The sequence below is a fragment of the Kitasatospora sp. NPDC005856 genome, from assembly GCF_040629945.1.
In the GTDB taxonomy this organism is placed as follows: Bacteria; Actinomycetota; Actinomycetes; order Streptomycetales; family Streptomycetaceae; genus Kitasatospora.
Genome location: NZ_JBEXWT010000024.1, coordinates 40233 through 65035 on the forward strand (window position 1 = coordinate 40233; position 24803 = coordinate 65035).

Annotated in this window: 24 protein-coding genes; 14 read left to right on the forward strand and 10 right to left on the reverse strand. The window is 75.1% G+C overall.

The features are described 5' to 3' along the window. Positions 1-35 precede the first annotated feature (35 nt). The 7 genes from ABZ449_RS16940 to ABZ449_RS16970 form a co-directional block, all read right to left on the reverse strand. Entirely contained in the window at positions 36-1607 is a 1572-nt protein-coding gene (locus tag ABZ449_RS16940; protein ID WP_360346241.1) for an MFS transporter, read from the reverse strand. Beyond that, positions 1604-2254, reverse strand: coding sequence for a TetR/AcrR family transcriptional regulator (locus ABZ449_RS16945; RefSeq protein WP_360346243.1), 651 nt, complete (start codon positions 2252-2254; stop codon positions 1604-1606). Before ABZ449_RS16945 ends, ABZ449_RS16940 begins: the two co-directional genes overlap by 4 nt. A gap of 175 nt (positions 2255-2429) precedes the next feature. After that, entirely contained in the window at positions 2430-2822 is a 393-nt protein-coding gene (locus tag ABZ449_RS16950; RefSeq protein ID WP_360346245.1) for a cell division protein SepF, read from the reverse strand. A 295-nt stretch (positions 2823-3117) separates the two neighbouring features. After that, complete coding sequence (locus ABZ449_RS16955) at positions 3118-3630, reverse strand: DinB family protein (RefSeq protein ID WP_360346247.1); 513 nt, start codon at positions 3628-3630, stop codon at positions 3118-3120. Positions 3631-3736: 106 nt separating this feature from the next. Further along, entirely contained in the window at positions 3737-4453 is a 717-nt protein-coding gene (locus tag ABZ449_RS16960; RefSeq protein ID WP_360346249.1) for a VTT domain-containing protein, read from the reverse strand. Positions 4454-4521: 68 nt separating this feature from the next. Continuing rightward, positions 4522-5292 carry a dienelactone hydrolase family protein gene (locus tag ABZ449_RS16965; RefSeq protein WP_360346251.1) on the reverse strand — a complete coding sequence of 257 codons (771 nt, stop codon included), beginning with the start codon at positions 5290-5292 and terminating at the stop codon, positions 4522-4524. A 111-nt stretch (positions 5293-5403) separates the two neighbouring features. After that, entirely contained in the window at positions 5404-6648 is a 1245-nt protein-coding gene (locus ABZ449_RS16970) for an MFS transporter (RefSeq protein WP_360346253.1), read from the reverse strand. Positions 6649-6757: 109 nt separating this feature from the next. On the opposite strand from ABZ449_RS16970, the gene ABZ449_RS16975 reads away from it, so the two are divergent. The 12 genes from ABZ449_RS16975 (at position 6758) to ABZ449_RS17030 (ending at position 17732) form a co-directional block, all read left to right on the forward strand. Then, the gene (locus ABZ449_RS16975; RefSeq protein ID WP_360346255.1) at positions 6758-7942 is read left to right on the forward strand and encodes an ROK family transcriptional regulator; all 1185 of its coding nucleotides are present in this window, start codon (positions 6758-6760) and stop codon (positions 7940-7942) included. Between the two features lie 90 nt (positions 7943-8032). Continuing rightward, positions 8033-8449, forward strand: a complete 417-nt coding sequence (locus ABZ449_RS16980) for a TOBE domain-containing protein (protein WP_360346257.1) — start codon at positions 8033-8035, stop codon at positions 8447-8449. Positions 8450-8514: 65 nt separating this feature from the next. Then, on the forward strand, positions 8515-8988 hold the full coding sequence (locus tag ABZ449_RS16985) for a hypothetical protein (RefSeq protein ID WP_360346259.1): 474 nt from the start codon (positions 8515-8517) through the stop codon (positions 8986-8988). Then, positions 8985-9689, forward strand: coding sequence for a glycerophosphodiester phosphodiesterase (locus ABZ449_RS16990; protein WP_360346261.1), 705 nt, complete (start codon positions 8985-8987; stop codon positions 9687-9689). Before ABZ449_RS16985 ends, ABZ449_RS16990 begins: the two co-directional genes overlap by 4 nt. After that, the gene (locus ABZ449_RS16995; protein ID WP_360346263.1) at positions 9686-10780 is read left to right on the forward strand and encodes a winged helix DNA-binding domain-containing protein; all 1095 of its coding nucleotides are present in this window, start codon (positions 9686-9688) and stop codon (positions 10778-10780) included. Before ABZ449_RS16990 ends, ABZ449_RS16995 begins: the two co-directional genes overlap by 4 nt. A gap of 157 nt (positions 10781-10937) precedes the next feature. Further along, positions 10938-12038 carry an AI-2E family transporter gene (locus tag ABZ449_RS17000; RefSeq protein WP_360346265.1) on the forward strand — a complete coding sequence of 367 codons (1101 nt, stop codon included), beginning with the start codon at positions 10938-10940 and terminating at the stop codon, positions 12036-12038. A gap of 116 nt (positions 12039-12154) precedes the next feature. After that, a complete protein-coding gene (locus ABZ449_RS17005) occupies positions 12155-12373 on the forward strand; it encodes a hypothetical protein (protein WP_360346267.1) in 219 nt (72 codons plus the stop codon). Between the two features lie 266 nt (positions 12374-12639). Continuing rightward, a complete protein-coding gene (gene ctaD, locus ABZ449_RS17010; RefSeq protein ID WP_360346269.1) occupies positions 12640-14445 on the forward strand; it encodes a cytochrome c oxidase subunit I in 1806 nt (601 codons plus the stop codon). 110 nt (positions 14446-14555) lie between these two features. Beyond that, entirely contained in the window at positions 14556-15089 is a 534-nt protein-coding gene (locus ABZ449_RS17015) for a hypothetical protein (RefSeq protein ID WP_360346271.1), read from the forward strand. 165 nt (positions 15090-15254) lie between these two features. Continuing rightward, positions 15255-15974 carry a response regulator transcription factor gene (locus ABZ449_RS17020; RefSeq protein WP_360346273.1) on the forward strand — a complete coding sequence of 240 codons (720 nt, stop codon included), beginning with the start codon at positions 15255-15257 and terminating at the stop codon, positions 15972-15974. A 200-nt stretch (positions 15975-16174) separates the two neighbouring features. Then, entirely contained in the window at positions 16175-16621 is a 447-nt protein-coding gene (locus ABZ449_RS17025) for a pyridoxamine 5'-phosphate oxidase family protein (RefSeq protein ID WP_360346275.1), read from the forward strand. A gap of 271 nt (positions 16622-16892) precedes the next feature. Further along, positions 16893-17732 carry an alpha/beta hydrolase gene (locus ABZ449_RS17030; protein WP_360346277.1) on the forward strand — a complete coding sequence of 280 codons (840 nt, stop codon included), beginning with the start codon at positions 16893-16895 and terminating at the stop codon, positions 17730-17732. A gap of 88 nt (positions 17733-17820) precedes the next feature. Here ABZ449_RS17030 and ABZ449_RS17035 read toward each other — a convergent pair whose 3' ends face one another. After that, a complete protein-coding gene (locus ABZ449_RS17035) occupies positions 17821-19518 on the reverse strand; it encodes a GAF domain-containing protein (protein ID WP_360346363.1) in 1698 nt (565 codons plus the stop codon). A 391-nt stretch (positions 19519-19909) separates the two neighbouring features. On the opposite strand from ABZ449_RS17035, the gene ABZ449_RS17040 reads away from it, so the two are divergent. Together ABZ449_RS17040 and ABZ449_RS17045 are read left to right on the forward strand one after the other, a co-directional pair. Then, a complete protein-coding gene (locus tag ABZ449_RS17040; RefSeq protein WP_360346279.1) occupies positions 19910-20761 on the forward strand; it encodes a universal stress protein in 852 nt (283 codons plus the stop codon). Between the two features lie 212 nt (positions 20762-20973). Beyond that, positions 20974-21981 (forward strand): hypothetical protein, encoded by a 1008-nt coding sequence (locus ABZ449_RS17045; RefSeq protein ID WP_360346281.1) that lies wholly within the window; start codon positions 20974-20976, stop codon positions 21979-21981. 66 nt (positions 21982-22047) lie between these two features. Here the strand turns inward: ABZ449_RS17045 and ABZ449_RS17050 are convergent, their stop codons facing one another. Beyond that, a complete protein-coding gene (locus ABZ449_RS17050; RefSeq protein WP_360346283.1) occupies positions 22048-22533 on the reverse strand; it encodes a copper chaperone PCu(A)C in 486 nt (161 codons plus the stop codon). Between the two features lie 77 nt (positions 22534-22610). Continuing rightward, positions 22611-24797: a heavy metal translocating P-type ATPase gene (locus ABZ449_RS17055; RefSeq protein WP_360346365.1), complete on the reverse strand. Its 2187-nt coding sequence runs from the start codon at positions 24795-24797 to the stop codon at positions 22611-22613. Positions 24798-24803 lie beyond the last annotated feature (6 nt).

Sequence of the window (24803 nt, forward strand, 5' to 3'; positions counted from 1 at the left end):
GCCGTACTCGGGTACTGCTCCTGCGCGCGCGGCGGCTACGCGTCGACCCTCGGCTGCGCGGCCGGTACCTCGACCGCGTCCTGCGGACCGCCGCTCGCGGCATCCGTGGGTCCGGACAGCCCGCGCAGCAGCCGCCAGGCCATCACGGCCGCGGCGACCAGCAGCGCGGCGGCCAGCAGCCCGGCGCTGTTCATGCCGTGGACGAAGGACTCCCGGGCGCTCGCCAGCAGTGGCTGGGCGAGCTCCGGCGACAGGCCGTGCGCCGTCTCGACGGCCGCGCCCAGCGATTCGCCGGCCCGGGCGGCCGCCGCCGGGTCCGTCCCGGCCGGGACCGCCAGCCCGTTCGCGTAGATCGATCCGACCACCGAGCCCACCACCGCGATGCCGAGCGCGGTGCCCAGCTCGTACGCCGTCTCCGAGACCGCCGAGGCGGCCCCGGCCTTGTCGGCGGGGGCGGCCCGCAGCACCAGGTCGGCGCCGAGCGTGTAGACCACGCCCTCGGCCGTCCCGACCAGCAGGAAGGAGGCGGCCAGCAGCAGGTAGGTGGTGTCCTGCGACAGCCAGCCCAGTGCGCCCACGCCCAGGCCCATCGCCAGCAGGCAGACCGTCAGCGCCTTGCGGGCGCCGAAGCGCCGGGCGATCACAGCGGTCAGCAGACCGCCGGCCACCGAGCCCGCGAAGGCCGGCAGCTCGGCCAGGCCCGCCTGGAGCGGCTGGTAGCCGCGGACCAGCTGGAGGTACTGCGAGACCACGAAGATCACGCCGGAGAGCCCGACCAGGGAGATCAGCGAGGCCGAGACGGCCGCCGTGAACCGTCGGTCGCGGAACAGCCGGACGTCGAGCAGCGGGGTCTCCAGCCGCAGCTGGCGGCGGACGAAGACGAACAGCGCGGCGGCGCCCAGCGCGAAGGCGGCCGGCACGTCCCAGCGGTCCACGCCGTGCGCGGCGGCCTCCTTGATCGCGTACACCACGCCGATCACACCGGCCATCGACAGCAGCACGCTCAGCACGTCCCAGCGGCCCGGCTTCGGGTCCTTGGACTCCGGCAGCAGCCAGGCGCCGAACACCAGCAGCAGGATCAGCACCGGGATGTTCAGGAGGAACACCGAACCCCACCAGAAGTGCTCCAGCAGCACCCCGCCGACCACCGGCCCGAGGGCGGCGCCGGCGGTGGCGGCCGCGCCCCAGATGCCGATCGCGGTGGCCCGCTCCCGGTCGTCCGGGAAGAGGCTGCGGATCAGCGAGAGCGTGGAGGGCATGATCGTCGCCCCGGCCACGCCGAGCAGTGCGCGGGCCAGGATCAGCCAGCCGGCGCTCGGCGCGTAGGCGGCCAGCAGTGAGGCGGCGCCGAAGGCGGCGGACCCGGCCAGCAGCAGCTTCTTGCGGCCGATCCGGTCGCTCAGGGCGCCCATGCTGACCAGCAGGCCGGCCAGCACGAAGGAGTAGGAGTCGCCGATCCAGAGCAGCTGGGTGCCGCTGGGGCTCAGCGTCTCGCTGATCGACGGGATGGCGAGGGAGAGGACGGTCGCGTCCAGGGCGACCACGGTCACGGCCAGGACGAGGACGGCGAGGCCGGTCCAGCGCTGGCGGGCGGTCAGGGTGTTCATGGCTTATCGGTATCCGGCCTGTGGGCGGAGGTGCTGTGGGTGGTGGTGCTGTGGGTGGCGGTGCCGTCGGCAGGGGGAGGGGCGGGAACGGCGGTGCCGGCGTCCGGTTTGCGCAGCGCGCCGCCGAGGAACAGCTCGGCGAGCGAGAAGGCGGCGTCGCGCGGGGCGAGCCGCCCGTCCTGGATGGACCAGCCGATGCCGGCCACCAGGTCGAAGAAGGCCTCGCTCAGCCAGGCGGCGCTCAGCTCGATGCGGAACACGCCCTGCTGCTGGCCGCGCAGGAAGAGCGCGTGCAGCCGGGCGATCTGGACCTCCCAGAGGTCGTTGATGTCGTCGTTCTCGTAGAGCTGGTTCTCGCCGGCCAGGAAGGCGCAGAGCGCGGCGTCCGGGACGGAGGCGTCCACCAGGCGGCGCAGGGCGGCCTCGGCGTCGCCCTGCTCGACCTCGGCGGTGTCCAGCGCGGAGGCGAAGCGGCGCAGCCCGAGCAGGCCGATCTCGCGGATCAGCGCGTCGCGCCCCGGGAAGAGCCGGTGCAGCGTGGCGCGGCTGATGCCGCCGGCGCGGGCGATCTCGTCGAGGTGGGCGGTCGGGCGGCGGGAGAGCACGCCGACGGCGGCTTCCAGGACGGTGTCGCGATCGGTGGCCATGAGCCGAGTTTAGTTCATGTGAGACATGGATGTCTCATTCTTTTGTTCGGGCTCTCATCTGAGGCATGGAGTCTCGGCGGATGGGCAGCAAAAAACCGGGGACGGTGGTGTACCGTCCCCGGTCCGGGGTGCCCGCCGACTCCGGCCGCCGTGAGGTGGCGGACCGGCTGCGGCCTCAGCTCTGGTTGTAGAAGCCGGTGTCGTCCATCGGACGGTCGATCACCATGACCTCGACGTCGGCCGGGGTGAGCAGGAAGACCCGTCGGGCGATCCGCTCGATGCCGCCCCGGGTGCCGAAGATCAGCCCGGAGGCGAAGTCGACCATGCGCTTGGCCTCGGCCTCGTTCATCTCGGTGAGGTCCATGACCACCGGGATGCTCGCCCGGATGTGCTCACCGACCGTCCGGGCCGCCTCGAAGCCCGTCGGCCGCAGGGAGACGATCTTCGCGGGGGCGGGGACGGCCGGAACCGTCTCCTGATCCACCCACTCGTCGTCGTACACCGCGGCCGGGTAGTTCCCCGAGGGCATCAGCCACCCGTTGTGGTGCTCGTCGCGAAGTGCTCCCATGCCGCGCCTCCCTGCCTCGTCCCGTCCTGGTCCCCCGGGGGCGCGTGCCGTTCTTGACACGTCATCCACTCGTCGGAACTGTCCGAGTATCGCACTGTTCACCGGTCCCGTGCCCGCTCGCAACCCCCGTACGAGTCGTGCCGCGCCGGAAACCCGGGCGAACCCGGGCACATCCAGTGACGCGGCGCGGCCACCGTACGGTTGCGCGCGTTGACCTTATCGGTCGCGGTCACGGCGTAATTGACCTTCTGTCAACAATGCGGAAACGATTTCACCCGCCGCGTCACCCGTTTCGTCACTCGCCGGTCGAACCGTCGATCAATTCGCGCAGAAGATCCGCGTGGCCGTTGTGTCGCGCGTACTCCTCGACCATGTGGGTGAGGATCCAGCGGAGCGTCACCGGCTCGCCGCGGCGCGGCCTCTTGCCGACGGTGTCCAGCGGCAGACCGGCGGCGGCACCGCGGGCGGCCTCGACCTCGGCCCGCCAGGTGGCGAAGTCGGCCGCGACGTCGGCGGTGTCGACGTCGTCGAAGTCGGCGTCCTCGTTCTCCTCGGTCCAGAAGTGCCCGGAGACGTCCCCGCCGAGCAGGACGGACCGGAACCAGTACCGCTCCACCTCGGCCATGTGCCGGACCAGGCCCAGCAGCGAGAGGTTGGACGGCGGGACGGAGCGCAGTCGCAACTGGTCGTCGGTCAGACCCTCGCACTTGAGGGCGAGGGTGCGGCGGTGGTAGTCGAGGAAGGCGGTCAGGGTGGCGGCCTCGTCGGCCGTCATCGGCGGGTCCACCCGCTGGTTCGGTTCGGTCATGCGCGCCATCCTGGCGTCCGGCGGCGCGCGGGCGCGAACGATTTTGCTCCCCGCACGACGGCGCGACGGGCGCGAACGGTGCTGCTCCCCGGCCCCGCGGGGCGGCTCAGCCGGCCGTCGCCCGGCGGCGGGTGCGGGCCGTCCTCCAGAGGCCCACCACGCTGCCCAGCACCAGCAGGGCGATCACCGCTGCCGAGAACAGGAAGGCGGCCGAGCCCGGCCGGTCCGCGCTGGCCGCCGCCGTGACGTACACCGCGGTGGTCGGCACCACGCCGATCGCGGTGGCCAGGACGAAGGACGGGAAGCGGACCCCGGAGAAGGCGGCGCCGTAGTTGGCCGCCTGGAACGGCATGCCGGGCAGCAGCCGCAGCACCAGCACGCTGCGGAAGCCCTGTTCGGTGAACCGCCGGTCCAGCGCCCCGAGCACCTTGCCGCGCAGGTACGGGCGCAGCGCCTCGCGGCCGAGGCCCCGGCCGAGCCCGAAGGCCAGGGCCGCGCCCACGGTGGTGCCGAGCACCGCCAGCAGCACGCCCTGCTGGATGCCGAGCAACAGCCCGGCCACCGCGTTCAGCGCCGGCCGCGGGACGAAGGCGAGCGTCCCCACCGCGTAGACCAGTGCGAACAGCGGGCCGAACCAGTACCCCGGCATCCGGTCCGCCAGCCCGCCGGAGAGCAGCTCGGTCGGGCTCCACAGCAGCAGCGACCCGGCCGCCGCAGCGAGCACCACCACCAGCAGCGCGAACCGCCACCACGGGGAACGCGGTGCGGCGGCGGGCGCCTGCGGCACGACGGGCGGCGGGGGAACGGCATCGGGCTCGAACACCGCCCGAGCCTAACCCGCGCCCTGGCCGCGTCCGCGCGCTGGGCATCGGTCGGCCTCCGGGGGAGGGTTCAGCTCGGTCGGGCGAGGAATCCCAGCAGGCGCTGCCACGAGTCCCGGGCCGCGTCGGCGTGTTCGCCGGCGGCGAGCTCGAAGAAGTTGTGCGGGGCGCCCGGGTAACGGACGAACTCGTGCGGGCAGCCGGCCGTGGTGAGCGCCGCGTCGAAGGCCTCGACGGTGTCGGCCGGGATGTGCTCGTCGGCGCCGCCCCAGAAGGCGAGGACCGGGGCGGTCAGCTCCCCGGCGAGTTGGGTGGGCCCCGGGGCGCCGTTGAGGGTGTCCGGGTAGCCGTAGTAGCCGACGGCGCCGGCCAGGCCGAAGCGCGGTGCGGCGGTGCGGAATGCCTGCCGTCCGCCGAAGCAGAAGCCGAGCGCGACCACCTCGGCGGGCCCGACGGCGCGCAGCCGCTCCAGCGCGGCGGTGATGTCGGCGTCCAGCCCTTCGGAGGTCAGTGCGAGCAGGTGGGGGAGCAGGTTCGGCATTTCACCGAATTCCGCCGGGCGCTTTTCCGGGACGGCTCCGGCGGTGCGGCCGTAATAGTCGAGGACGAGGGCCGGATGGCCCTGCTCGGCGAGCCGGGCGGCGGTCTGGCGGTAGAACGGGGAGAGGCCCTTGTTGTCCGGCAGGACGAGCACCCCGGCTCCGGTGGCGATCTCCGGCCGGGCCAGGAAGGCGCCGAACCGGGTGCCGTCGGCCGAGGTCAGGGTGAGCGGGGCGGCCTCGGCCAGGGGCCGGGGGGCGGGGCCGAAGGCGGGCGGGGCGGCGTCCGGGTCGTAGCACACGGGAAGTCCCTCTCGCGGATCACGAAAGCACGAAGAGCGCGAAAACCGCCGGGCGCGGTGTGCGCCCGACGGTTCGAGACCTTAGCGGGGAATTCCCTCGGGAATTCACCATCATATCGCGGAGAGATCTTTTCCGGAAGGCTTTTCCGGTGACATTGCGGTCACGTTTTCGCCGGGGGAATTCCGTTCGGCCAGCCGCAGTGCCCCGGCGCTCAGCAGCAGGGCGCAGGCGAGCGCGGTGACCAGGCCGAAGGAGACGGTCAGCGAGGTGGCCTGGGCGAGGGTGCCGATGACCGCGGGGGCTATCAGGCCGGAGGTGTAGGTGACGGTGGCGACGCCCGCGATGGCCTGGCTGGGGTTGGTGCCGATCCGCCCGGCGGCGGCGAAGGCGAGCGGGACGATCACCGCGATGCCGACGCCGATCAGGGCGAAGCCGGGGATGGCCAGCGCCGGGCTGTCCGCGGCGACCACCAGCAGGCCGCCGGCGGTGGCGACGGCGCCGCTGATGCGGGTGGCGCGGACGGCGCCGAGGCGGCGGATCGCCGCGTCCCCGGCGAGCCGGCTGACCGCCATGGTGAGGGAGAAGGCGGTGTACGAGGCGGCGGCGACGGTGGCGGAGGCGCCGGTGACGTCCCGCAGGTAGACGCCGCTCCAGTCCATCGAGGCGCCCTCGGCGAAGACCGCGCAGAAGCCGACCAGCCCGATCACCAGCGAGCTGCGCGGTGGCAGCGCGAAGCGCGGCGGCTCCTCCGCGCCCTCGTGCGCCCGGATGTCGGGCAGGCCGCGGCAGACGGGCTGGGCGAGCGCGAGCAGGATCAGCGCGGTGACGGCCAGCTGGATCCGGGCGTCGAGGTCCAGGTGGGCGGCGAGGATGCCGAAGGGGGAGGCCAGCAGGCCGCCCACGCTCCACATCCCGTGCAGGCCGGACATGATCGAGCGGCCGAGCCGCTCCTCGATCTCCACGCCCTGGGCGTTCATCGCGACGTCCGCCATCCCGGCCGTGGCGCCGTACACCAGCAGTGCCGCGCACAGGGCCGGCAGCGAGGGGGCGAGCGCGGGCAGGGCGAGGGCCAGGCACCAGAGCGAGATCAGCCCGCGCACCGCGGCCCGGCCGCCGTAGCGGTGCACGAAGCGGCCGGCCAGCGGCATGGCCAGGGAGGAGCCGACGGCGGGCATGACCAGGGCCAGGCCGAGCTGGCCGGCCGAGAGGTCGAGGTGGTGCTGGATCCAGGGGATGCGGGTGACGAAGCTGCCGGTGACGGCCCCGTGCACGCCGAAGACCAGCGCGATGCTCCTCCGGGCCCGCCGTGGTGCGGTCAGCGGCTCCGGCGGTGGTGGTGCGGTGGTCCCGCTCATGGGTTGTTCCCTCCCGGTCGCGCGGTGAGGGGCGCGACAGTGCCCTGTGACGTTCGATAAATTATCAGGAAGGGACCCTGATAGAAATCCTCTGGAAGGATGAGCTGCCATGACCACCGCGCGTACGGCCACGCCGAGTACCGCCCGGGCGATCAACGACCGGTTGGCGCTCAACTTCCTGCTCGAACAGGGTCCCCTGACCGCGACCGAGCTGCGCGACCTCACCGGCCTGTCCCGGCCGACCGTCGCCGACCTGCTCGAGCGCCTCCAGCGCACCGGCCTGGTGGCCGTCGTCGGCGAGCGCGGCGAACAGCGGCGCGGCCCCAACGCCCGGCTCTACGCGCTGGTCGCCTCCCGGGCCCACCTCGCCGCCTTCGACGTCCGTGCCGGCGGCGTCAGCCTGGTCGTCGCCGACCTGGCCGGGCGCAGCCTGGCCACCGCCGAGGTCCCGGTCGAGGGCGACGGCGGGCCCGACACCGCCCGGACGATCGTCGCCACCTTGCTGGAGACCGCCCAAGGCGCCGGCGTCGAACGGCTGCACACCGTCGCGGTCGGCGCCCCCGGACTGGTCGACCCGGCCACCGGCCGGCTGCAGAGCACCGGCAACCTCCCCGCCTGGCACGCCGAACTCCTCGCCGCGCTGCGGGAGCTGCCCGGCACCGAGGTGATCCCGGAGAACGAGGTCAACCTGGCCGGGCGGGCCGAGTACCGGGTCGGCGCCGCGCGCGACCGCGACACCTTCGTGCTGCTGTGGCTCGGCCACAGCGTCGGCGCCGCCGTGATCCTGGACGGGCGGCTGCGCCGGGGCTTCTCCGGCGGCACCGGCGAGATCTGCTTCCTGCCCGTTCCCGGCACCGTCGGCCTGCCCAGCGCCGACAGCTGCGAGGGCGGCTTCCACGGCCTGGTCGGCAGCGCCGCGATCTGCGCGCTGGCCCGTGCCCACGGGCTGCCCGCCGACCCGGCCGGGGACGCCCCCGCCGCCGAGGCCGCCGTCCGGGCCGCCCTGGCGGCCGGCGCGGCGGGCGAGGGCTTCCTGGACGAGCTGGCCGAACGGATCGCCATCGGCGCGGCGAGCGTCTGCGTGGTGCTGGACCCCGGCTGCGTGGTGCTCGGCGGCGAGATCGGCCGGGCCGGCGGCGCGGAGCTGGCCGGCCGGGTCGAACGGCGGCTGGCCCGGCTCTCCCCGCTGAGCACCGAGGTGCGGGCCGGTACGGCGGGCGGTGGCGCGGTGCTCGCCGGGGCGGTGCTCACCGCCGGGGACGCGGCGCGGCGCGACCTCTTCGGCGAGCCGTGACGGCCCTCGGGTGATCACCCGGGCCGGCCGTACGGCAGGATGGCGCCGGGGCACCCGCCCCGGATCCCGAACCACCGTCAGGAGACGCTCATGGGCCAGCCCGAGGTGCCGGCCAACCCGTACCGCATCGGCGAGGCCGCGGCGCTGCTCGGCGTCAGCGCCGACACCATGCGGCGCTGGGTGGACGCCGGGCGGGTCGCCGCCGCGCGGGACGAGAACGGGCACCGGATCATCCCGGGGGCCGACCTCGCGGCCTTCGCCCGGGAGCTGGCCCGGCCGGAGAACTCCGAGGCGGAGGGCCGGCCGTCCTCGGCGCGCAACCGCTTCCCGGGGATCGTCACCCATGTGGTGCTCGGTGACGTGGCCGCGCAGGTGGAGATCCAGGCCGGGCCGTTCCGGGTGGTGTCCCTGATCAGCCGGGAGTCGGCGGAGGAGCTGAACCTGGTGCCCGGCGCACCCGCCACGGCGGTCATCAAGTCCACCAATGTGATGATCGAGCGACGCTAGCCCTCCCAGGCCTGTCGCTGGAACCGTACGAGTACACGAGTCCCGGAACCGAACGAGAGGCCCGGATGCCACCCCCGCACCTGCCGACCACCCAGAGTGCCGTGCTCGCGATCGAGGCCGTGGCCCACCGGCACGGCCGCACCGTCCGCGCCCAGCACGACATCGGCCGCGACCGGACCTTCGCCGGGCTGGTCGGCCCGGGAGGCCCGGGTGCTCCAGGCGGCCCGGGAGGTCCGGACGGTGAGCTGGACGCCGTCCCGCACGAGGCCCTGCTGGAGTTCGACGGCCGCCCCGCTGTCACCGTCCGGCTGTTCACCCACGACGAGGTCACCGTGACCGTCGAGGGCATCGCCTTCGACGTCGACCGCGACCGCGTCCCCGGTTTCCTGAACGCCGTGTGGTCCGACCTGGTGCACGTCAAGGCGCGCACCTTCCCGCCGTCCACCACGCTGATCGTCACCGTCCCCGGGGAACCGAGCCACCGCGAGGGCATCGGCGTCCACGACCTCACCCCCTGGCTCGCCGAGAGGATCCGATGAACGCCGTCGCCAAGCCGCTCGCCGTCGCCCACCGCGGCGACCCGTACCGCTACCGCGAGAACACCCTGCCCTCCGTCGAGTCCGCGCTCGCCGCCGGGGCGGACGCCGTCGAGGTGGACGTCCAGCTCACCCGCGACCGGGTGCCCGTGCTCCTGCACGACCGCACCCTGGAGCGGCTCTGGGGGGACCCGCGGGCGATCGACCGGATCACCGCCGAACAGCTGGAGGAGCTGCGGCAGGGGCCGCTGGCCGTCCCCACGCTGGCCGAGGCGCTCAAGGCGGTGGCCGCCGTCGACGGCCGCCGACTGCTGATCGACCTGGACGACGCCGGCCCGGCCGCGGCCACCTGGTCGGTGGTCACCGGCCTCGGCGCCGAACGCGCCGTCGCCTTCTGCGGACCGACCGCCGCCATGCTCGCGGTGCGCGAGCTGAGCCCGGACGCCGAGATCGCGCTCACCTGGAAGCAGCCCAGGATGCCCGTGCGCGCCCTGCTGGACGACCTGCGCCCGCGCTACCTCAACCCGCCGTTCGGCCTGGTCACCCCCGAGTTCACGGCCGCCGCCGCGGACCAGGGGCTCGCCGTCTCCACCTGGACCGTCGACCTGCGCCGCACCATGCGCCGAGTGCGCGAGACCGGCGTCGCCTCCATCACCTCCAACCGGATCGGCGTGCTGCGCTCCGTGCTGGACGGCCGCCGGTGACCGAACCGGTCCTGGGCCGGCGGGCGCTCGGCCGAGCCCTGCTGGCCCGCCAGCACCTGCTCGCCCGCACCGACCGGGCGCCCGCCGCCCTGATCCACCACCTCTGCGGACTGCAGGCCCAGGCCGCGCCCCAGCCGCCCTACCTGGGCCTGCTCGCCCGGCTCGACGGCTTCACGCCCGAGCAGCTGAGCACGCTGATCGAGCAGCGCGCGGTGGTCCGGATCGCCCTCCAGCGCGGCACCATCCACCTCGTCACCGCCGAGGACTGCCTGACGCTGCGCCCGCTCCTCCAGCCGATGCTGGAGCAGGCGCTGCGCACCACCTACGGGAAGCGGCTGACCGGCCTGGACCTGGACGCGCTCGCCGCCGAGGCCCGCGACCTGGTCGAGGAGCGGCCGCGCACCTTCCAGCAGCTCGGCGCGCTGCTCGCCGAGCGCCGCCCCGGCCGGGACCCGGCCGCCCTCGCCCAGGCCGCCCGCTGCCGGCTGCCGCTGGTGCAGGTCCCGCCGCGCGGGCTGTGGGGGCGCGGCGGACCGGCCGCCCACACCACCGCCGAGGCCTGGCTCGGCCGTCCGCTCGACCCGTCACCCGGCCTCGACGACCTGGTGCTGCGCTACCTCGCCGCCTTCGGCCCCGCCACCGCGGCCGACCTGCGCAAGTGGTGCGGCCTGGCCGGTCTCGCCCCGGTGCTGCGGCGGCTCGCGCCGCGCCTGGCGGCCTTCCGGGACGACCAGGGGCGGCAGCTGTACGACCTGCCCGAGGCGCCCCGCCCCGACGAGGACACCCCCGCGCCGGTCCGGCTGGTCGCCCCGTTCGACAACCTGCTGCTCTCGCACGCCGACCGCAGCCGGGTGCTGCCCGAGGAGCACCGGGGCCGGGTGATGACCCAGAACGGCATCGTGCACGGGACGCTCCTGGTGGACGGGCTGGTCGCCGGGACCTGGCGGCTGACCGACGAGCGGGAGGTGAGCGTGGCCCCGTTCGCCGCGCTGCGCCGGGCCGACCGGCAGGCGGCCGACGCCGAGGCGCGGCGGGTCCTGGCCTTCGCGGGGGCGGGCGAGGACGGCGCGGTGCGGTTCGAGGCCCTCTAGGGCCGGTCCGGCGGCTCTCCGCCGGGCTCGCGAGGATCCGCCGGCCCGGCCCGGGTAGCTCGTTCGGGTGCTCCCGGCCGGTCCGCCGCGCGGCCCGTCGGAACCTCTGCTGAGCTGGGGCGGTTCGGAATCGTCGAAACCCCCGGCGGAGGCGACCGTGTCCGTGGAGCGCGCGCCCGGCGAGGAGCGGCCGCCGGACCACCGCAGGCCGTACCTGATGCTGCCGCCCGGGCTGCGGCAGGCGGCGGCCTGGTCGGTGGCGGTGATCCTGCTGATCGCCGTCGCCTCGCTGGTGGTCTTCGCGCTGGTCGAGCTGCGGGCCGCGACCGTGCCGTTCCTGCTGGCGCTGCTCGGGACCTCGCTGCTCTACCCGGTGGTGCCCTGGCTGGTGCGCCGGGGCGTCGGGCGGGGCCTGGCCGCCGGGCTGACCTGCACGGTGCTGGTCGCCGCGGTCGGCGGGGTGATCTCCCTGCTGGTCAACTCCCTGGTGCACAGCGCCCCGCAGATCGCCGTCCTGCTCCCGCAGGCCGGGCGGCGGCTGGCCGGCTGGCTGGGCCCCTTCGGGGAGAAGATCCAGCACGCGCTGAGCAACGCCAAGGGCGAGACCAACTCGCTGATCTCCACCCTCACCAACGGCGTGCTCTCCGGGCTCGGTCTGCTCACCCAGGTGATCACCGGTGGGGTGCTGGCGCTCGCGCTGGTGTTCTTCTTCCTCCGGGACGGCCACCGCACCGGTGAGGCCATCCGCTCCTACCTGCCCGAGCGCAGCGCCACCACCGTGATCGCCTGCGCCGAGCGGGCCTTCGACGCGATGGCCGGGTTCATGCGCGGTACCACCCTGATCGCGCTGATCGACGCGAGCTTCATCACCATCGGCCTGCTCGCCCTCGGCGTGCCGGGCGCGCCGGGGCTGGGCGCGCTGGTCTTCATGGGCGCCTACATCCCCTTCGTCGGCGCCTTCCTGTCCGGCACGGCGGCCGTCCTGGTCGCCCTCGCGGACGGCGGCGTCGGCACGGCGCTGTGGGCGCTCGGCGTGGTGCTCGCGGTGCAGATGATCGAGGGCAACATCCTCCAGCCGGTCATCCAGAGCCGCACGGTGGAGCTGCACCCGGCCACCATCATGGTCGCCGTGGTGGCCGGCTCCGGCATCGCCGGCATCATCGGCGCCCTGCTCGCCGTCCCGGTCTGCGCCGCCGGGATGGGCGTCATCTCGGTGCTGAGGGGCGACCCGGACCGGTCGGCGGCGCCGGAGCGCTGAGCGGTCGGCGGGTGGGTCGGAAAGGGGGTTGCTGTCCGGCGGGGAGCATGTGAGCATTGCTAATGCGATATGAGTCGCAATAGTGCGACGGGAGGGGCCGCACGGAACTGATCGAGGTGGCCGAGGCGGGGGCCGGGCCGGACGGGACGCTCTGGTTCACCGATTGGGGTGCCGGCCGGATCGGGGTGCTCACCCCGGACGGGCAGCTCGACGGCCACCTCGTCCCCGGAGAGGGCGCCGAGCCGCACGGCATCGCCGTCGCCCCGGACGGCACGGTGTACGCGGCGCTGGAGCCTGGGCAGATCGCCAAGTCGGGTGCCCACAAACTGGGCTGACGGCACGGCAGCTCATCCGGGGCGGCGAGCGGTGCGGGGACGGCGCCGCGGTGAGCCCGTCCGGAGCGGCCGGGGATGCGAACGAGCGGCCGCCCGACGGCCGGTCAGGAGGTCCCGGGTGGGCGGTCGGGAGGTCCCGGTCGGGGCCCGGGAACTCGGGCCCAGCGGCCCCGGGCGGGCGGGCCGAAGGGCCCTGGGGTGCGGAGGCGGCCAGTTCGGATCATGGATCGCCATCCATTCGCACGACGTTCCGAAGGAGTGCGTCCTTGAGCGCCACCCAGGCACAGGGCGACCCCACCTCACCGCCAACGGCCCTCCCGGCAGGGGCGGTCAGGGCCAGGAGGCCCGGCTCGGCCCTGGTCAGACTGCTGACCACCACCGACCACAAGACGATCGGCACCATGTACCTGGTGTCATCGTTCGCGTTCTTCCTGATCGGCGGCGTCCTCGCCCTGGTCATGCGCGCCGAACTCGCCCGGCCCGGAACGCAGATCCTCTCCAACGAGCAGTTCAACCAGGCGTTCACCATGCACGGCTCGGTGATGCTGCTGCTGTTCGCCATGCCGCTGTTCACCGGCTTCGCCAACTGGATCATGCCGCTCCAGATCGGCGCGCCGGACGTCGCCTTCCCGCGCCTGAACATGCTGTCCTACTGGCTGTTCATGTTCGGCTCGCTGATAGCCGCGGCCGGCTTCGCGACCCCGCAGGGCGCCGCCGACTTCGGCTGGTTCCTCTACGCGCCGCTGTCCGACGCGATCCACTCGCCCGGCGTCGGCGCCGACATGTGGATCATGGGCGTGACGCTGTCCGGCTTCGGCAGCATCTTCGGCGCCGTCAACTTCATCACCACCATCATCTGCATGCGCGCTCCGGGCATGACCATGTTCCGGATGTCCATCTTCTGCTGGAACGTGCTGCTGACCTCGGTGCTGGTGCTGCTGGTCTTCCCGGTGCTGGCCGCCGCGCTGCTGGCGCTGGAGTGCGACCGCAAGTTCGGCTCCCACGTCTTCGACCCGGCCAACGGCGGGGCGATGCTCTGGCAACACCTGTTCTGGTTCTTCGGGCATCCCGAGGTGTACATCCTGGCGCTGCCGTTCTTCGGGATCGTCTCCGAGGTCATCCCGGTGTTCAGCCGCAAGCCGATGTTCGGCTACTCCGGTCTGATCGCCGCGACGGTCGCCATCGCGGGCCTGTCGGTGACGGTGTGGGCGCACCACATGTACGTCACCGGACAGGTCCTGCTGCCGTTCTTCTCCTTCATGACCTTCCTGATCGCCGTCCCGACCGGGGTGAAGTTCTTCAACTGGGTCGGCACCATGTGGAGGGGCTCGCTGAGCTTCGAGACCCCGATGCTCTGGACGGTCGGCTTCCTGGTCACCTTCCTGTTCGGCGGCCTGACCGGCGTGCTGCTCGCGGCCCCGCCGATCGACTTCCACGTCTCCGACTCGTACTTCGTGGTCGCCCACTTCCACTACACGCTGTTCGGCACCGTGGTCTACGCGATGTTCGCCGGCTTCCACTTCTGGTGGCCGAAGATGACCGGCAAGAAGCTCGACGAGCGGCTCGGCCGGATCACCTTCTGGACCCTGACGGTCGGCTTCCACACCACCTTCCTGGTCCAGCACTGGCTGGGCGCCGAGGGCATGCCGCGCCGCTACGCCGACTACCTGGCGTCGGACGGCTTCACCACGCTGAACACCGTCTCCACCATCGGCTCGTTCCTGCTCGGCCTGTCGATCCTGCCGTTCCTCTACAACGTCTGGAAGACCGCCAAGTACGGCGAGAAGGTCACCACGGACGACCCGTGGGGCTGGGGGCGCTCGCTGGAGTGGGCCACCTCCTGCCCGCCGCCGCGGCACAACTTCGTCAAGCTGCCGCGGATCCGTTCCGAATCCCCGGCGTTCGACCTCCACCACCCGGACATCGCGGCCCGGGACGTCCTGGAGCACGGCGGCAAGCCCGCCGCCCACCTGGGCGACGTGGAGCCGGCGAAGTACGACCGGCCGCTGAGCCGGGCGGACCGGGCGCGGGTGTCGTCGGGTTCCACCGATTCACCCTCCTCGGGCGGCTGAGCCCGCTCCCCGAACGCCGTCCCCGCCCGCGTCGCTGCCCCCGGGCGGGCGGGGACGGCCCGTTCCTCCCCTTCTCCTCCCCACCCCTTCGTGACCAGGAAGGCCGGGTCGTGAACCACACCGTTCTCGCCATCGGCACCGCCGCGCTCACCGCGAGTGGCTGTGTCTGGTACCTGCCCGCCATCGCCGACCTCCAGGCCGGCGCCGACCGGCCCCGCTCCACCCGTACGGCCGCCGCGGCCTGCGTGCTGTGGTGGGCCGCGCTCGCGCTCGCCGGCGGGCTGCTGCTCGTCGTGTCGGACTGGCGGCCCGCCGCCCAGATCGCGCTCGCCGGACTGGTCGGCGGCACGGCACTGCGGCTGCGGGCCCTGTGGGACCGCCGCCGGGAGGTGAGGGAGACGGCGGCCCGCTGGGCCGCCCTGGACGCGGGGCCCGCCCCGCGCTCCGACCGGCCGCCGGCGCCGGCCCTGGCCGGGTGGCTGGTGGTCGGCGCGGCCGTCGCCTCGCTCGGTGCGGTGGCCATCCTGCTGTCCGGCGGCGGTGAGGTGGTGCCCCGGGTGGTGCTCGCGGCGGTCAGCGGCGCGGGCGTCGCGCTCGCCTTCCTGCTGATGGGGCTCGGGAACGTGCGGCGGCAGGGGCGCTGAACGGCGCCGAGGACCGGCCGGCAACGTTTCGGCCCCGTTCCGGCCGGGCCCAGTGGCCCGGCCGGAATGGGGCCGTTGGGCCCTGGGTCCGCGGCCGGGGGCGGGGGATGATGCCCTGGGCCCTGCCGGGAGTGTGCGGGGGTGTGACGAAGGTGGAGCCGCGTGATGGCGACCAAGACGGAGGGGGCCGAGGCCTCGGCACCGGTCCGGGTGTTCCTGCTGGACGACCACGAGGTGGTGCGCCGCGGGGTGCACGACCTGCTGGACGGCGAGCCGGACCTGGAGGTGGTCGGGGAGGCGGCGACGGCCGAGCAGGCGCTCGTCCGGGTGCCCGCGCTGCGGCCGGACGTGGCCGTGCTGGACGTCCGGCTGGGCGACGGCGACGGCGTCTCGGTCTGCCGTGAGCTGCGCTCGCGGATGCCCGACCTGGCCTGCCTGATGCTGACCTCCTTCGACGACGAGGAGGCGCTGCTGGACGCCGTGATGGCGGGCGCCGCCGGGTACGTGCTCAAGCAGATCAGCGGGACCGACCTGGTCGCCGCCGTCCGCACCGTCGCCTCCGGCCGCTCGATGCTCGACCCCGGCGCCGCGACCCGCCTCCTGAACCGCCTGCGCAGCGACGCCGAGCCCGCCCAGCCGGTCACCACCGGGCCGGGCCTGACCGCGCGCGAGCAGGAGGTCCTCGAACTCATCGGCGAGGGCCTGACCAACCGGCAGATCGGCGAGCGGCTGTACCTGGCCGAGAAGACCGTCAAGAACCACGTCTCGCGACTGCTCGCCAAGCTCGGCGTCGAGCGGCGGGTGCAGGCCGCCCTGATCGCCACCGAGCTGCGCCAGGCCTCCGCCGCCGCGCAGTCGCCGGTGCTGCGCTCCGGCCGGGGCTGATCCGGCCGTCGGGGGCCTCCGGGGCGCCCGGGGCCGTCCGTGGCCTTCCTGGGCCGTTCGGCGTCGTTCGGCGTCGAACGGCCCTTCGGTCCCGGGTCTGTGACCCGGGGCCGACGGCCCACCGGGCGGGGCTCTCGCCGGGCCCGGCCGGGACCATCGGCCCTCGCGGCCCGGCCCGGCCGCGGGCGAGCATCGCTCGCATGAACCGCGACCAGGTCCCGTCCCCCCGGCCCCTCCCGTACGACCCGCCCGCCCCGAACGACGTGCCCGTCCCGGTCGGCCGGCCCGACCTTCCCGAACTCCGCGAACTCGACCGGAAGCGGGCGCTGGAGCTGCTGGCCCGGGCCGACGTCGGCCGGGTGGTCTACACCGTCGACGCCCTCCCGGCCGTCCTGCCGGTGCCGTTCCGGCTGGCCCCCGGCGGCGTGCTGCTCTCGGTGCCGGCCGGCTCCGAACTGGCCCGGGCGGTGGACGGCGCGGTGATCGCCTTCGAGGCCGACGAGGTGGACGGCCGGGACGGCTCGGGCTGGTTCGTCACCGTCCTCGGCCGCGCGCAGGTCCGCCCGGCCGCCAGGGCGGCCGATCCGGGCGGCACGGTCCGCATACGCATCCGCCCGGAACTGGTCATCGGCCGCTGCCTGGCCTGAGCCGGCCGCGCCACGGCCTTCCCGTGGCCCCGGCAACGCCTCGGCGGTGCGCAGGAGTTCGGCGTTCGCCACCCGGTCCGGGGCGCAGGTCGGGCCGGGGCGGAGCGCGAGAGCGGTCGTGGAAGGCCCGGACGGCGGCGGCCACCGCCCGCACGGACAGCTCGGTGGCGCCCACGGTGGCCGGCAACTCCTCGGCGGTGTCCACCGGTTGATCCCACCGCCGGGCGCCCGTTCCGTTCGCCACAGGTCGCTCGACCTAAGATCGTTCGTCATGATGCAATCCGCTGCCTCCGATTCGTCCTTCGTCCTGCGTTCCTTCGACAGCGGCCACGGCCACCTCGCCTACCTCGACGCCGGTACGGGCGAGCCCGTGGTGCTGCTGCACGGCGGCCTGCTGGACCACCGCAGCTGGACGGACCAGCTCCCGGCTCTGCTGCCCGAGCACCGGGTGATCTCACCCGACACCCGCGGCCACGGCGCCTCCGACAACGCGAGCCGGCCCTTCCGCCCCGCCGACGACGTGGCCGACCTGCTGCGCCACCTCGGCCTCGGCCCGGTGACCGTGATCGGGCTGTCCATGGGCGGCACGATCGCCCTCGACCTGGCGCTCGAACACCCCGAGCTGATCCGCGCGCTGGTGATCAGCGGCAACGGCACCGGCGAGTCCGAGTTCAACGACCCGTGGCTCGGCGAACTCGCCGCCGAGCAGTCCGCGGCGCTCGCCGAGGGCGACGCCGAGCGCTGGCTCGACTCCTTCACCCGCCTCGCCTCCGGGCCCTACCGCGCCCTGGACGAGGTGGACCCGGAGGTGGTGCGCCGGCTCAAGGAGATGACCCGGAGGACCGTCGCCAAGCACACCCCCGACGAGCCCCAGTACCTGGTGCCGGTGACGGACACCTGGAAGAGGCTGACCGGGATCACCGTCCCGCTGCTGGCGATCAACGGCGGCATCGACTCCACGGACCACATCGGCCTGGCCGAACGGGTCGTCCGCACCGTCGTCGACGGCCGCGCGGTGACCGTCGAGGGCACCGGGCACTACCCGAACATGGAACGGCCCGAGGAGTTCAACACCCACCTCCTCGGGTTCCTGCGCGCCCTGCGGGGCTGACGGCCCCGGTCCCCGGAACGGAGCCGGAGCCGGGGCCGGAGCCGGGACCGCCGCGCCGAAGAAGCCCGGGCCGCCCCCCCGGGGGCCCTCAGGACCCGATCGGGGCCTCCCACGCCAGCCGGGTGCCGCCGCCCTCGGCCGGGTCGACGGTGAAGGTGCCGCCGACCCGGTCGGCGCGCTCGGCCAGGTTGCGCAGTCCGCTGCGCCGCCCGCCCTCGGGCACGCCGACGCCGTCGTCCGTCACGGTCAGCGCCACCCGCCCGGCCAGGGCGCGCAGCGTCACCTCGACCCGGGACGCCCGGGCGTGCCGGGCGGCGTTGCTGAGCGCCTCGGCGAGGACCGCGACCACGTGCCCGGCCAGCTCCTGCGGCACGTCGGTGTCCAGCAGGCCCTCCATGCTCAGCCGGGGGGCGAAGCCGAGCGTGCCCTGGGCATCGGTCACCACCCGGGTGGCGCGGGCGCGCAGCCCGCGGTCGGGCTCGCTGTGGGCGCGCAGGCCGAAGATGGTCGAGCGGATGATCTTGATGGTCTCGTCCAGGTCGGCCACCGCCCGGGCCACCCGGTCGGCCGCGGCCTCGCTCTCGATCAGCCGGCCCGCGCTCTGCAGCGTCATCCCGGTCGCGAACAGCCGCTGGATCGCCAGGTCGTGCAGGTCCCGGGCGATCCGGTCGCGGTCCTCCAGCAGGTTCAACTGCTCGGCGTCGCGCCGCCGTTCGGCCAGCTCCAGGGCCAGCGCGGCCTGGTCGGCGAAGCCCAGCAGCGGGCCGGTTTCCTCCGGCCCGAAGGCCGGCCGCCCCTGCGCCCGGGCCAGCAGCAGCACGCCCCGCCCGTAGCCGGCACCGGTGCCCAGCGGCACCGCCACCGCCGCGCCCAGCCCGTCGAAGCGGCCCGCCGGGCCGGCCGGGAAGCGGGTGTCGCAGGCCAGCTCGTCACTGGTGGCCGGCGAGCCGGAGGCGTACGCGGCGCCCGACAGGGTGCCGTCCACCGGCACCGTCACCCCCAGCCGCGCGGACGGGGTGCCACCCAGCGCGACCTCCACCGTCAGCTCCTCGGCCCGCTCCTCCGGGCCGGCCAGCGCCACCGAGACGTCCGCCAGCTCGGCGCCCGAGATCTCCCGCGCCCGGCGGGCGATCAGCTCGACCACCTCCAGCCGGGGTGCCCCCGACAGCAGACTGCGGGTGATCTCCGTGCTCGCCCGCAGCCAGCGCTGGCGCAGCTGCGCCTCCTCGTACAGCCGGGCGTTGTCGATCGCCACACCGGCCGCGACCGCCAGGGTGGCGATCACCGCCTCGTCGTCCTCGTCGAAGTCCAGCCCGCCGCGCTTGTCGGTCAGGTAGAGGTTGCCGAACACCTCGCCGTGCACCCGCACCGGCACCCCCAGGAAGGTGTGCATCGGCGGGTGGTTCGGCGGGAACCCGACCGAGGCCGGGTGGTCGGACAGCACCGGGCAGCGCAGCGGCTGCGGCTCGCGGATCAGCTCGCCCAGGATGCCCCGGCCCGACGGCGGCGGGCCGATCTCGGCGATCTCCCCGTCCGTCAGGCCCACCGTCAGGAACTGTGACAGGGTGTGCCCGTCCGGCCCGATCACCCCGAGCGCCCCGTACCGGGCGTCCACCAGGTCGGCGGCGGCCTCCACGATCCGGTGCAGCGCCTGCGAGAGGTCCAGCTCCCGGCCGACCGCCAGCACCGCCTCCAGCAGGCTGTGCACCCGGTTCTGCGTGCCGCGCGCCGCGTCGATCCGCCACTGGAGCTCCTCCAGCAGCTCGTCCAGGCGCAGCCGTGGCATCCGCGCGCCGCCACCCGCCGCGCTGCCGTCCGCTCCGCCCACCGCTGTCCTCCTCGTCGTGCTGCCCTGGCCGACCCGTCCACCGTCCGGACGCGCCCCGGCCGCCCCGCGGACGGCCGCCCCCGCCGCCCGGCCCGACTCCGGTGCCGCCGACCAGCGGGATTGCCGTGTTCACGGTAGTGCCAAGGTGTCGGTGGTCCGGACGGCGGGGTCGGCCGTAGGCTCCGTCGGGCGGGCCTTTCGTCCCGCCGTCCAGGGCCCTGGGGCCCCTGCCGCCGGAAGGCGCGGGGCTGCCAGGGTGGGGGAGGAGCGGACGGGGCGTCAGAGCGCACCGCGGCCCGCACCGAACCGCCGAGCGTCGACAACGTGTCGACAGTGTGGAGGAGCACTCATGACGTCAACCGTGCTGGCCGGGGTCGACGGATCGCCGCAGAGCACCGCGGCCGCCCACTGGGCCGCCGCCGAGGCGGTGCGCCGGGGCGCCTCGCTGCGTCTGGTGCACGCCTGGCCGTGGCTGACCGACGGCGTGTCCTCCTTCGCCGAGGCGGACGACCTGCCGCAGGCCGTCCGCCGCACCCTGGCCGCGGCCGCCGAGGACGTCCGCGCCCTGTACCCGGACCTGGCCGTGGAGACCGACGCCGTGCTGGACGCGCCGGCGGACGGCCTGGTGGCCGCCGCCGCGGAGGCGGAGCTGCTGGTGCTCGGCTCGCGCGGCCGCGGCGGCTTCACCGGCCTGCTGCTGGGCTCGGTCAGCATGTCGGCGGCCGGGCGCAGCACCGTGCCGCTGGTCGTGGTCCGCGAGGAGGGCGAGGCCGGCGCGGGCGAGGTGGTGGTCGGCGTCGACGTCCACGCCCCGGAGGCCGAGGTGCTCGACTTCGCCTTCCGCGAGGCGGCCCTGCGCGGAGTCCCGGTCCGGGCGGTGCACGGCTGGGAGCTGCCGCCGGTTTTCGGCTACGCGGGCGGGCCCGTCCCCGCGGCCGAGCTCGCCCAGCTGGAGGCGCTGGAGGCCAAGCTGCTCTCGCTCGCCCTGGCCGGCCCGCGCGAGCAGCACCCGGGCGTCGAGGTGGTCGAGGACGTGCAGCTCGGCGCCGCCCGCGCCCTGGTCGAGGCCTCCGCCGGCGCCGCGCTGGTCGTGGTCGGCCGGGGCCGGCGCCCGGTCGAGTTCGGGCCCCGGCTCGGCCGGATCGCGCACGCCGTCCTGCACCACGCCGAAGCCCCCGTCGCGGTCGTTCCGCACGGGTGACGAACGGCCCGTCCGGTGGATCCGCCCCCGTCCCGATCCACCGGACGGGCCCGAGGACGGGCCCAAGGGCCCTGTCCTCGGCCACGCGGGGCGCGCACGCTCGTAAGCAGCGGGACCGTGGAGAACGGGCCCGTGGACAGCGGGACTCGCGGGCCCGTGCTGCCGACCCGGCGGTCGGAGCCGAAGCCCCGCGGTCGAAGGAGTGGATCGCCATGACGCTCGACCCGGCTCTCACCCAGATGCTCAGCGCGGCCGACCTGCACCTGCTGGCCGCCGCCGGCGGCGCCGCGCCGTCGATGCACAACAGCCAGCCATGGCGCTTCGTGCCGACCCCGGACGGGCGCGGACTCGCCGTCCACGCCGACGCCGGGCGCTCCGTTCCGCTGGCCGACCCGGTCGGCGCCGCGGTGCACGTCGCGGTCGGCGCGGCCGTGTTCAACCTGCGGGTGGCGGCCGGGCGGCTGGACCGGGAACCGCTGGTCCGGCTGTTGCCCGACGTCGCCGATCCCGGTCTGCTCGCCGTGCTCGACCTCTCCCGGCCGGCCGCCGAGGAGGCGCCCTTCGGCCGCGACCTCTACCCCGCGATCGCCGCCCGGCACTCCAGCCGCGAGCCCTTCACCCAGCGCGACGTTCCCGAGGCGGTGATCGGCGAGCTGATGGCCGCCGCCCGCGAGGAGGGCGTCGCGCTCGCCGCGCTGGAGGAGGACGGCGTACGGCGGGTGCAGGCGCTCACCGCGGAGGCCGAGCGCCGCAACGCCGCCGACCCGGCCCGCACCGCCGAGTCCCGCGCCTGGCTGCGCAGCGACGACGGCACCGCCGGGGACGGCATCCCGCAGGCCGCGCTCGGCCCGCAGGACCACGACGCCCGGGTGCCGATGCGCGAGTTCGCCGGCCGCCCGCCGGAGGCGCCCGGGCGGCCCTCCCAGCGGTTCGAGGCGCTGCCCCAGCTGTTGACCCTCACCACCCCCGGCGACGGCCCGCTGGACTGGCTGCGCACCGGACAGGCGCTGGAGCGGGTCTGGCTCCTGGCCACGCTGCACGGCGTCCGGCTCACCGTCTGGCACCAGGCGATCGAGTGGCCGGACACCCGCTGGGCGCTGCGCGACCCGGCCGCCGGGCCGGGCCACGTCCAGCTGGTGCTGCGGGCCGGCTACGGCCCGCCCGGCGCGGCCACCCCGCGCCGCACGGCCGAGGAGACGCTCGGGGAGGGGACTGCCTGAGCAGGGGGACAGGGCGTGTTCCGCGGAGGTCGGAGGAAGACCTCGCGGAACACGCCCTGTCGCCGTTCAGCGCGGCCGTTCGGCCGCGGGCAGTACCTGGGCGGCGAGCCGCAGCGGTGGGCTGTGCCGGAAGGTGAGGGTGAACTCCACCCACTGGCCGGCCCGCAGCGGCGGCGGATCGGCGATCATCAGGTCCGCGTCCTCCGGGGTCATCCGCAGTTCGCCGCGGCCCGGGACCGGCAGTGACGGCGCCGGCTCCCAGCGGCCCGCCGCCCCCTGGTGTAGATGCCGCTTCGGGGTGATCCGGCCACCGAACTCCCAGCTGGCGTCGGTCAGTTCGTCCGGCACGTCGCCCGGGTTGCGGACCGTGAAGAAGGCCGCCGTGGCGGAGGCCGCCCCCGCCGTCGGCAGCAGCACCCAGCCCGGCCCGGCCTCCACCGGGCGGGCGCGGCCGGCCCCGCCGACCGCCGTCCACCCGGTGAGCAGGGCCAGGGCCAGCACCGCCGCGCCGACCGGCGGGCCGGCCACCCCGAGCCGCTCGGACGCCTTCACCGCCGTCCTCCCCTTCGGACCCCTCGCCATCGTCTTCCCCTTCGGCCCCGTCACCGCCGTCTTCCCCTTCGGGCCCGTCACCGCCGTCCTCCCCGGCGCTGCGCCCGCCCCGGCTCCCAGGTGCGCAGCCGCAGGCTGTTGCCCACCACGAGCAGCGAGCTGAGCGACATCGCGACCGCAGCCAGCATCGGGTTGAGCAGTCCGACCGCCGCCAGCGGGATCAGCACCAGGTTGTAGCCGAAGGCCCAGAGCAGGTTGGCCCGGATGGTCGCGAGGGTCCGCCGCGCCAGCCGTACGGCGTCCACCACCGCTTCGATGTCGCCGCGCACCAGGGTCAGCCCGGCCGCGCCGATCGCGGCGTCGCTGCCGGAGGCCAGCGCCGCCCCGAGGTCCGCCGAGGCCAGTGCGACCGCGTCGTTGACGCCGTCGCCGACCACCGCCACCGTCCGTCCGGCGGCGCGCAGTTCGGCCACCACCTCGGCCTTGCGCTCGGGGGAGGCCGAGGCGTGCACCCGCTCGATCCCCAGCTCGGCCGCCACCGCCCGCGCGGCGCCGGGGCCGTCCCCGGTCAGCAGCACGGTCTCCAGGCCCAGCCCGCGCAGCCGGTGGAGCGCTCGCCAGCTGCCCGGGCGCAGCGTGTCGCCGACCGCCAGGACGGCCGCGGGCCGCCCGTCCAGCTCGACGGCGACGGCCGTGCGGCCCGCCTCCCCGGCCCGCGCGGCCGCTTCGGCCAGGGCCGGCGGCAGGACGGTGTCGTCCGGTCGCACCACCCGTACGGTCCGGCCCTCGACCGTCCCGGACACCCCGAGCCCGGTGGTGGCCGCGAAACCCGCCACGGCCGGCGGCGGCCCGCAGCGCTCCCGGGCCGCCGCCGCGACGGCCCGGCCGATCGGGTGCTCGGAGCGGTGCTCGACGGCGCCCGCCCACCGCAGGGCCTCGTCCTGCGGGAGGCCGTCGGCGGTGGTGACGGCCGCCAGCTCCATCCGGCCGGTGGTCAGCGTCCCGGTCTTGTCCATCACCACCGTGTCCACCCGGCGCAGGCTCTCCAGCACCTCGGGGCCGCGCACCAGCACGCCCAGTTCCGCGCCGCGTCCGGTCGCCGCCAGCAGCGCCGTCGGCGTGGCCAGGCCGAGCGCGCACGGGCAGGCCACCACCAGCACCGCGACCGCCGCCGTCACCGCCGCCTGCGGGGCCGCGCCCGCGCCCAGCCAGAAGCCGAGCACGCTCGCGGCGATCGCCAGCACGCAGGGCACGAAGACTCCGGCCACCGCGTCGGCCAGCCGCTGGGCCCGCGCCTTGCCGGCCTGGGCCTGCGCCACCAGCGCGGTGATCCGCGCCAGTTGGGTGTCCGCGCCGACGGCGGTGGCCCGGACCACCAGGGCGCCGCCGACGTTGACCGTCGCACCCGCCACCGGATCCCCGGGGCCGACCTCGACCGGCACGCTCTCCCCGGTCAGCAGACCCAGGTCGAGCGCCGAACCGCCCTCGAGCACCATCCCGTCGGTGGCCACCCGCTCGCCCGGCCGCACCACGAACTCCTGCCCGGGCAGCAGCAGTTCGATCGGCACCAGGCGCTCTTCTCCGTCCGCCTCCCGCAGGCACACCTGCTTGGCGCCCAGCTCAGCCAGCGCCCGCAGCGCGGACCCGCTGCGCCGGCGCACCCGGCCCTCCAGCAGCCGCCCGGCCAGCACGAACAGCGGCACGCCGACCGCCGCCTCCAGGTACACGTGCGCGGTGCCGCCGCCGTCGGCGGTCAGCGAGAACGGCATCCGCATGTCCGGATCGCCGGCCCCGCCGAGGAACAGCGCGTACGCGGACCAGCCGAAGGAGGCCACCACACCCAGGCTGACCAGGGTGTCCATGGTCGCCGCCGCGTGCCGCAGACCCCGCAGGGCCCGGCGGTGGAAACCGGCCGAGCCCCAGGTCACCACCGGGACGGCGAGGGCGAAACAGACCCACTGCCAGGCGGTGAACTGCGCCGACGGCACCATCGACAGCACCAGTACCGGGACGGCCAGCAGGGCGGTGACCAGCAGCCGCCACCGCTCGTCCGGCTCCTCGGCCGCCGCCACGACCGGAGCCCCCGCGGGCAGCGGCTCGGCGGTGTAGCCCGCCCGTTCGACCGCCGCCACCAGCTCCGCGACCGGAACCCCGGCCGGGTGCAGCACCCGGGCCCGCCCGGTCGCCAGGTTCACCCCGGCCGTCACCCCGTCGATCCGGGCCAGCCGCTTCTCCACCCGGCCCACGCAGGCGGCGCAGGTCATCCCGCC

Bases quoted from the DNA above. Each gene is read 5' to 3' on its own strand.
- ABZ449_RS16985 (WP_360346259.1), top strand. From the start codon at position 8,515: ATGCCACCCCCGCACCTGCCGACCACCCAGAGTGCCGTGCTCGCGATC.
- ABZ449_RS16980 (WP_360346257.1), top strand. From the start codon at position 8,033: ATGGGCCAGCCCGAGGTGCCGGCCAACCCGTACCGCATCGGCGAGGCC.
- ABZ449_RS16940 (WP_360346241.1), bottom strand. From the start codon at position 1,607: ATGAACACCCTGACCGCCCGCCAGCGCTGGACCGGCCTCGCCGTCCTC.
- ABZ449_RS17040 (WP_360346279.1), top strand. From the start codon at position 19,910: ATGACGTCAACCGTGCTGGCCGGGGTCGACGGATCGCCGCAGAGCACC.
- ABZ449_RS16955 (WP_360346247.1), bottom strand. From the start codon at position 3,630: ATGACCGAACCGAACCAGCGGGTGGACCCGCCGATGACGGCCGACGAG.
- ABZ449_RS16950 (WP_360346245.1), bottom strand. From the start codon at position 2,822: ATGGGAGCACTTCGCGACGAGCACCACAACGGGTGGCTGATGCCCTCG.
- ABZ449_RS17045 (WP_360346281.1), top strand. From the start codon at position 20,974: ATGACGCTCGACCCGGCTCTCACCCAGATGCTCAGCGCGGCCGACCTG.
- ABZ449_RS17035 (WP_360346363.1), bottom strand. From the start codon at position 19,518: ATGCCACGGCTGCGCCTGGACGAGCTGCTGGAGGAGCTCCAGTGGCGG.
- ABZ449_RS17055 (WP_360346365.1), bottom strand. From the start codon at position 24,797: ATGACCTGCGCCGCCTGCGTGGGCCGGGTGGAGAAGCGGCTGGCCCGG.
- ABZ449_RS17020 (WP_360346273.1), top strand. From the start codon at position 15,255: ATGGCGACCAAGACGGAGGGGGCCGAGGCCTCGGCACCGGTCCGGGTG.
- ABZ449_RS16975 (WP_360346255.1), top strand. From the start codon at position 6,758: ATGACCACCGCGCGTACGGCCACGCCGAGTACCGCCCGGGCGATCAAC.
- ABZ449_RS17025 (WP_360346275.1), top strand. From the start codon at position 16,175: ATGAACCGCGACCAGGTCCCGTCCCCCCGGCCCCTCCCGTACGACCCG.
- ABZ449_RS16990 (WP_360346261.1), top strand. From the start codon at position 8,985: ATGAACGCCGTCGCCAAGCCGCTCGCCGTCGCCCACCGCGGCGACCCG.
- ABZ449_RS17030 (WP_360346277.1), top strand. From the start codon at position 16,893: ATGATGCAATCCGCTGCCTCCGATTCGTCCTTCGTCCTGCGTTCCTTC.
- ABZ449_RS16945 (WP_360346243.1), bottom strand. From the start codon at position 2,254: ATGGCCACCGATCGCGACACCGTCCTGGAAGCCGCCGTCGGCGTGCTC.
- ABZ449_RS16970 (WP_360346253.1), bottom strand. From the start codon at position 6,648: ATGAGCGGGACCACCGCACCACCACCGCCGGAGCCGCTGACCGCACCA.